Source organism: uncultured Microbacterium sp. (genome assembly GCF_963521695.1).
Lineage (GTDB): Bacteria > Actinomycetota > Actinomycetes > Actinomycetales > Microbacteriaceae > Microbacterium.
Genome location: NZ_CAUQWC010000189.1, coordinates 1 through 6,758 on the forward strand (window position 1 = coordinate 1; position 6,758 = coordinate 6,758).

A 6,758-nucleotide genomic window follows, 5' to 3' on the forward strand; every position below is an offset into this window, starting at 1 on the left:
GCTGCCGGACGCAGCGCCGCCAGCACGGTGTCGGGCTCGTCGACGCGATGACGTGGTCCCGAGAAGCCCAGCGCCCCCGCGAGTCGACCCGCATCGTCGCGCAGGGGAACCGCCAGACAGCCGGAAGCCGCCGCCAGCTCGCCGCTCTGGCGCGTCGCCCCCCACCGCGCGAGATCCGCGCGGGCGGTCTCGGCGGTCGCGTCCTGCGCGGAGGGATCGTCGACCAGCATCAGGCGCCCGAGCGCGAAGCGCCCCGGCTCCCGCGCGAGACGGGCGTGGTCGGACAGCGGGAAATCGGGGTCGGCATCGACGACCACGATGCGTCCGTCGATGAAGAGGACGACGTGCACTCCGCCGCGCACACGGTGACGGGCGTCGTCGACCACCGCCCGCGCGGCCGACGACAGGCGCACGGGCGGAGCGGCCACCGCGGCCAACTGCGCGACCTTGGCCCCCAGCGCGAAACCCGCGAGATCCGGAGTGCGCACGAGGTACTCGTCTTCGACCAGCAGGTTCAGCAGCCGGTAGGTCGTCGCGCGCGGCAGGCCCAGCTCGGCCGACAGGCGTTGCGCCGTGACCCCCGCCCCGAGGTGCGCGACGGCCTCCAGCACCGACAGCGCCGAGTGCACGGCGCCCGGTTGGCGAGCGCTGAGCGCCGGCGCCGTGCGCTCACGCATCGCTCGACGGCCTCGGCGAGGGTACTCCCCCGAGGACCTCGGACGCGGTCGGCTCGTCGTACGCGCCGATCGATCCCGACCCGTGCCGTCGCCGCAGCACGATCACGATCACCGCGAGCACCACCGCGATCACACTGACCACGGCGAGGCCCACGCCCCCGGTCGCGGTGTCGTCGACGAAGAACGCGATCAGGGCCGCCGTGAGGGCCGCGGCCGAGAAGGCGGCCACGACCGTCGGGAGGAGCGTGAGCTCGCCGATCCGGTACAGGAACACCGGGGCGGCCACGCACACCAGGATGTAGGCGACGATGTAGCCTGCGGCCCCGACCGACAGTGTCGCGTGCATCGCGTCGCGCATGTCGACACCCCCGCCCACCAGCAGCAGCGGCACGGCCGCGATGACCGGGAGGGCGAGACAGACGGCGGCCGCGGGGGTTCCGAAGCGCCGGTGCGTGTCGCCGAAGCGCGTCGGCAGCACACCGTCGCGGCTCAGCGCGAACACCACGCGCACGAGCGCGGTGGTGGAGCCGATGGCGCACGCGAGGAACGACGCGGCGATGCCGACGTCGGCAATGACACCCCATCCACCCAGGCCGTAGGCGGCGGCGAGGTCGTTCAGCGGCGAGGCGGACGCGGCGAGGTCAGCCCCCAGCGCATCGAACCCCGCGACCTGCGTCACGGCCGCGAGGACGAAGAGCGCGCCCGAGATGACGACGGTGCCCGTGATCGCCCGCGGGACGTTGCGCAACGGCGAGACGGCCTCGACCCCCAGCGTCGTGGCCGACTCGAACCCCACGAACGCGGTGACGGCGATCACCGCGCCGGCCGCGAGCGCGACGGTCTCGCCGCCCGTCGAGGGCAGCGAGAGCACGGAGCCGACGTCGAGCGGGCCGACGTACAGCAGGAGCACGCCGAGCAGGACCACGATCAGCGCGACCGACAGCACCTCCACGACGAGAGCGACGCGCGCCGATACATGGATGCCGCGGACGAGCACGAACGCCACGATCGCCGTCTCGATGACGACGGCACCCGCCGCGACGAGCGGTCGATCGAGCTCGGGCCAGAGCCCGGCGAGCAGGTACGTGCCGTAGTAGGCGCCGCCGAGCAGGGCGAACATGGCCACGGCCGCGTAGCCCGTGACGATCGCGGCTCCGGCGGCCAGACCCGCGCGGGTTCCGAGGCCGCGGGCCGTGTAGGTGTACAGACCGCCGGCCGCGGCGAAACGTCTCGCGAACTGCGCGACAGTGCGGGCGACGCCCAGGCTCAGCACCGCCGCGGCGACGATGGCCGCCACGGTCATGCCCGGTGCCACCCCGGCCACCAGCAGCACCACCGTGGTTGCGGCGGCCGCGGGAGCCACGGCTGCCACCGACTGCGCCGCCAGGTCGAGGACCCCGATGCGGCGCCGCTCCAGGCCGTGCAACGGCGAGCGCTCGCCGAAACCGGCGACGGGAGCGGGCCGCGCGATGGCGCGGGAGAGTGCGGTCATGTCATCTCCGTCGGGATGAGCCGACGGTACGCCGCGGCGGTTGCGGCTCGGCGACACCCGTGTTTCCGGGGCGTGTCCCCCGAATGAGACGACCGCCGCCGTCGGTCTCAGTCGCGGGAACGACACCTTCACGCGCCCCTCACGGTCGCGCAACGGCGGAGGAGCACTGTCGGTTGCACACCCGAACCCGGAGGAACCGATATGACCCAGCTCGAATCGCAGGGGGTGGCGGCGTCGGCGAAGCGGACCCTGCAGGGCTCCCTCGGCGTCACCGCCATCGTCTTCATGGTCGTCGCCGCGGCCTCACCGCTCACCGTCGTCGGTGGCGCCGCCCCCCTCGGCATCCTGATCGGAAACGGTGCGGGCTTCCCGACGCTGTACGCCGTCAGCGCCGTCATCCTGCTGCTGTTCGCGGTGGGCTTGGCCGCGATGACCCGGCACGTGCCGCGGCCCGGCGCCTTCTTCACCTACATCGGCTACGGCCTGGGCCGGCCGTCGGGCCTCGCCGCCGCGTGGACGGCGATGCTGACCTACACGACCATCCAGGTGTCGGTGTACGGCTACATCGGCTACCTCCTGAGCATCACCGTCGTGTCGCTCGGCGGGCCCGCCGTGGCGTGGTGGCTGTACGCGCTGTTGACCGTCGGACTCGTCGGCATCCTGGGCTACCGGCACATCGACCTGTCGAGCAAGGTGCTCGGCGTGCTGCTGGTGGCCGAGGTCGCCATCGTGCTGGCGCTCGTCGCCGCCGTGGTGGTGAACGGCGGACCCGAGGGGCTGAGCGCCGCTCCCTTCGAGCCGGCCAACGTCTTCAGCGGCTCGCCCGGCGTGGGTCTCATGTTCGCCATCGCGGCGTTCATCGGGTTCGAGGCGACGGCCATCTTCCGCGACGAAGCGCGCGATCCCGACCGCACCATCCCCCGCGCCACGTACGGCGCGGTCATCGGCATCGGCATCTTCTACACGCTGGCCTCGTGGGGCCTGGTGATGGCCTGGGGCCCCGGCGGAATCATGGAGGCCGCCGCCGATCCCGGCACCCTCATGCTCCGAACCGTCGCGCTCTACCTCGGCACCGTGGGCGAGATCGTCGTCAACGTGCTGCTGCTGACGTCGATGTTCGCGTGCGTGCTGTCGTTCCACAACGTGCTCACCCGCTACCAGCACGCGATGGCGGGCGCGGGAGTGCTGCCCGACCGCGTGGGCGCCGTGCACACCCGCCACCTCTCGCCCCACGTGTCGTCGATCGTGCAGACCGCGACCGCGGGCGTGCTCACGGTGGTGTTCGCCGTGCTGAACCTCGACCCGCTGCTGCAGGTGTTCACGTGGTTCGCCGGGGTGGCGACCCTCGCCATCGCGGTGCTGATGGCGGCGACCTCTGTCGCGGTGATCGTCTACTTCGCCCGCACTCGCGCCGATCGCCGCGTGTGGAACACGATCCTGGCCCCCGCGCTGGGCTTCCTGGGGCTGCTGGCGTCGGCGGTGATCATCGTCGTCTACTTCCCGATCATGGTCGGCGACGTCGACGGCGACGGGGCTCCGGTCTTCGGTGCCGTGACGTGGTCGCTGCTCGGACTCGTCGTCGTCTTCCCGCTGCTCGGATACGCGCAGGCGGCGTGGATCCGTCGACGGCGCCCCGCCGCCTACGCGAAGCTCACCGACACCATCGCCGGATGATTCCGGATGCCGCGGCGCCTCGCCCGACGCCGCGGCATCCGGCCCCGCTGTTTTCGCCCGACCCCGTTCCGACCGTTCCACCCGAGAGAGACACCATGACCCTCACCGATCCGACCACCACCGCCTTCGCCGCCCCCGCCGCGCCCGCCCACCCCCTCGCCTCCCTCACCGCCGCCGAGATCACCGCCGTCCACGCCGTCGTCGCCGGACTCCCCGGCGTCGACGAGGCCACCCGCTTCGCGTACGTCGGCCTCGAAGAGGCTCCCAAGGGCGCGGTCCTGGCGTGGGAGCGCGGGGAGGCCCCGGCCCCCGAGCGCCGCGCCCGCGTGCAGCTGCTGAACCTGCGCACGGCCCACTCGCTCGACCTCGTCGTCTCGCTCGCCTCGGGCGCGGTGCTGCGCGAGACCGAGCTCGACGGCTCCGACGGACAGCTCCCCATCCTCGACGCGGAGTTCGAGGAGGTCGGCGTCATCGCGAACGAGAGCGAGGTCTGGGTCGCCGCCCTCGCCGCGCGGGGCCTGACCACCGCCGACGTCGTGCTCGTACCGCTGTCGGCGGGGCACTACGGCTACGAGAACGAGGTGGGTCGACGGGTGCTGCGCACCTTCGCGTTCCGCCAGGACCACCCCGCCGATCACCCGTGGGCCCACCCCGTCGACGGCCTCACCGCCTACATCGACGTCGCCGACCGCCGCGTGATCGAGGTCGTCGACACCCCCGGTTTCACCGTGCCCGAGACGCACGGCAACTACGACGACCCCGAGCTGCAGGGTCCGCCGCTGGAGGGCCTGAAGCCCATCGTCATCACCCAGCCCGAGGGGTCGAGCTTCACCGTCGACGGCGAGCACGTCACGTGGGGCGAGTGGGATCTGCGCATCGGCTTCGACACCCGTGAGGGCCTGATCCTGCGTCAGCTCTCGTTCGCGGGGCGCCCGGTGATGTACCGCGGTTCGATCAGCGAGATGGTCGTGCCCTACGCCGACCCCGCCCCGAACCGCTTCTGGCAGAACTACTTCGACACCGGCGAGTACCTGTTCGGCCGCTACACCAACGAGCTCGAACTCGGATGCGACTGCGTCGGCGACATCACCTACGTCGACGCCGTGCTGTCGGACGAGAACGGGATGCCGCGTACCGTCCGCAACGCGGTGTGCATGCACGAGGAGGACTTCGGGACCCTCTGGAAGCACACCGACATCTTCACCGGAGCGAGCGAGGTCCGCCGCGCCCGCCGCCTGGTCATCTCGTTCTTCACCACCGTGGGCAACTACGACTACGGCTTCTACTGGTACCTCTACCTCGACGGCACGATCGAGTGCGAGGCGAAGCTCACCGGCATCCTGTTCACGTCGGCCTACCCGGGCGAGGGCTACCCCTACGCGTCGGAGGTCGCGCCCGGACTCGGCGCTCCCTACCACCAGCACCTCTTCTCGGCCCGGCTCGACATGACCGTCGACGGCGTCGCGAACGTCGTCAACGAAATCGACGCCGTGCGCGTGCCGATCTCGGAGACCAACCCCGCCGGCAACGCCTTCACCAAAAAGGTCACGGCGATCACCTCCGAGAAAGTGTCGGGCCGTCTCGCCGACGGCGCGGTCAGCCGCGTCTGGCAGATCGCCTCGACCGAGAAGACCACCGAGCGCGGGCAGGCGACGTCGTACATGCTCTTCCCCACCGAGACGCCCGTGTTGCTCGCCGACGACGACTCCTCGATCGCCGCGCGCGCCGCCTTCGCCACGAAGAACCTGTTCGTGACGAAGTACGACCCCGACGAGCGCTACGCCGCCGGCGACTTCGTCAACCAGCACCCGGGCGGTGCCGGCATCCCGGCCTTCATCGCGGGCGACGAGCCGCTGGTCGGGGAGGACGTCGTGCTCTGGCACACCTTCGGCCTGACGCACTTCCCTCGCAACGAAGACTGGCCGGTCATGCCGATGGACTACGCGAAGTTCACGTTGAAGCCGTACAACTTCTTCGAGCGCAACCCGGTGCTGAACGTGCCGGCACCGGCGAACGCGCACTGCGCCCCGATGGCCCACACGGACGCGCACGGGCACGGTCCCCACGCGTCTGACGAGCCCGCATCCGGATGCCACTGCTGAGGCGATGAGCGAGATCCTCCACGCCTGGGCGGTCGCGCCCGCCGCGATCGGCGCCTGCTGTCTGGCAGCCGACCGCGCGCGGGTGCGGCCGCCCGAGGTCGTGGCATCCGTGCTCACGCTGCTGGCGATGCTGGATGCGGCGGTGTCGGGCCTCGTCGCGCCGGTGTACTGGACGGTGGTGCTGCTCGCGGCCGCGCTGGCCCTCGCCATCTGGCGGCGACCGCGCCAGAAGCGGGCACCGAGAGTTTCCGCGCTGATGACCGCGCACACCACCCTGGGGATGGTGGTGATGGCCGCGCTGCAGCTCGGCATGGGCGGGCACGCCGCGTCCCACGCGCACGGTCCGGGGCTCGCGCCCGTGCTCGCGGTCGCCGTGATCGGGTACGTCGGCTTGTCCCTTACGGCCGTGCGGCGGATGCCGGCGCGGCTCGATCGCGCACAGATCGCCGCGATGGCGGCATCCGTGGTCCTGATGGCGGTCGCGGCCGTGTGACCCCGGTCGCGCGGAGGCGACGGCGACGCTTCGGCCGCGCGGCGCCGGCCGTGACGAGCGGAGGACCAGGGACGAGCGGAGGACGCCGCCGCCGCATCCCTCCTCCCCTCATCCCTCGCCCTCCGCCGGTCACGCGCCGGCGCGGCACGCCGCGCGGCGGAGGAGAAACCCGGGAACGGAGGACCGGGCCCACGGCATCCCTCCTCCCCTCCCGGAAACCCCTCCCGCAGGCAGCGGCGACCACGGACCGACCGCACGCCGCGCAGCGGAGGAGAAACCCGGGAACGGAGGACCGGGCCCACGGCATCCCTCCTCCCCTC

Annotated in this window: 5 protein-coding genes; 3 read left to right on the forward strand and 2 right to left on the reverse strand. The window is 72.1% G+C overall.

Features of this window, described 5'->3' with window-relative positions:
- Both RWP81_RS12785 and RWP81_RS12790 read right to left on the reverse strand, forming a co-directional pair.
- On the reverse strand, positions 1-677 hold a 677-nt coding region (locus tag RWP81_RS12785; RefSeq protein WP_314456668.1), incomplete at its 3' end, for a helix-turn-helix domain-containing protein.
- Positions 670-2,169, reverse strand: coding sequence for an APC family permease (locus tag RWP81_RS12790; protein WP_314456670.1), 1,500 nt, complete (start codon positions 2,167-2,169; stop codon positions 670-672). The genes RWP81_RS12785 and RWP81_RS12790, both read right to left, overlap by 8 nt.
- Before the next feature lie 201 nt (positions 2,170-2,370).
- Here RWP81_RS12790 and RWP81_RS12795 point away from each other — a divergent pair, with 201 nt between their 5' ends.
- The 3 genes from RWP81_RS12795 (at position 2,371) to RWP81_RS12805 (ending at position 6,438) form a co-directional block, all read left to right on the forward strand.
- Entirely contained in the window at positions 2,371-3,843 is a 1,473-nt protein-coding gene (locus tag RWP81_RS12795; RefSeq protein ID WP_314456672.1) for an APC family permease, read from the forward strand.
- 95 nt (positions 3,844-3,938) lie between these two features.
- Complete coding sequence (locus RWP81_RS12800) at positions 3,939-5,945, forward strand: primary-amine oxidase (RefSeq protein ID WP_314456674.1); 2,007 nt, start codon at positions 3,939-3,941, stop codon at positions 5,943-5,945.
- A 4-nt stretch (positions 5,946-5,949) separates the two neighbouring features.
- Positions 5,950-6,438: a hypothetical protein gene (locus RWP81_RS12805; protein WP_314456676.1), complete on the forward strand. Its 489-nt coding sequence runs from the start codon at positions 5,950-5,952 to the stop codon at positions 6,436-6,438.
- Positions 6,439-6,758 lie beyond the last annotated feature (320 nt).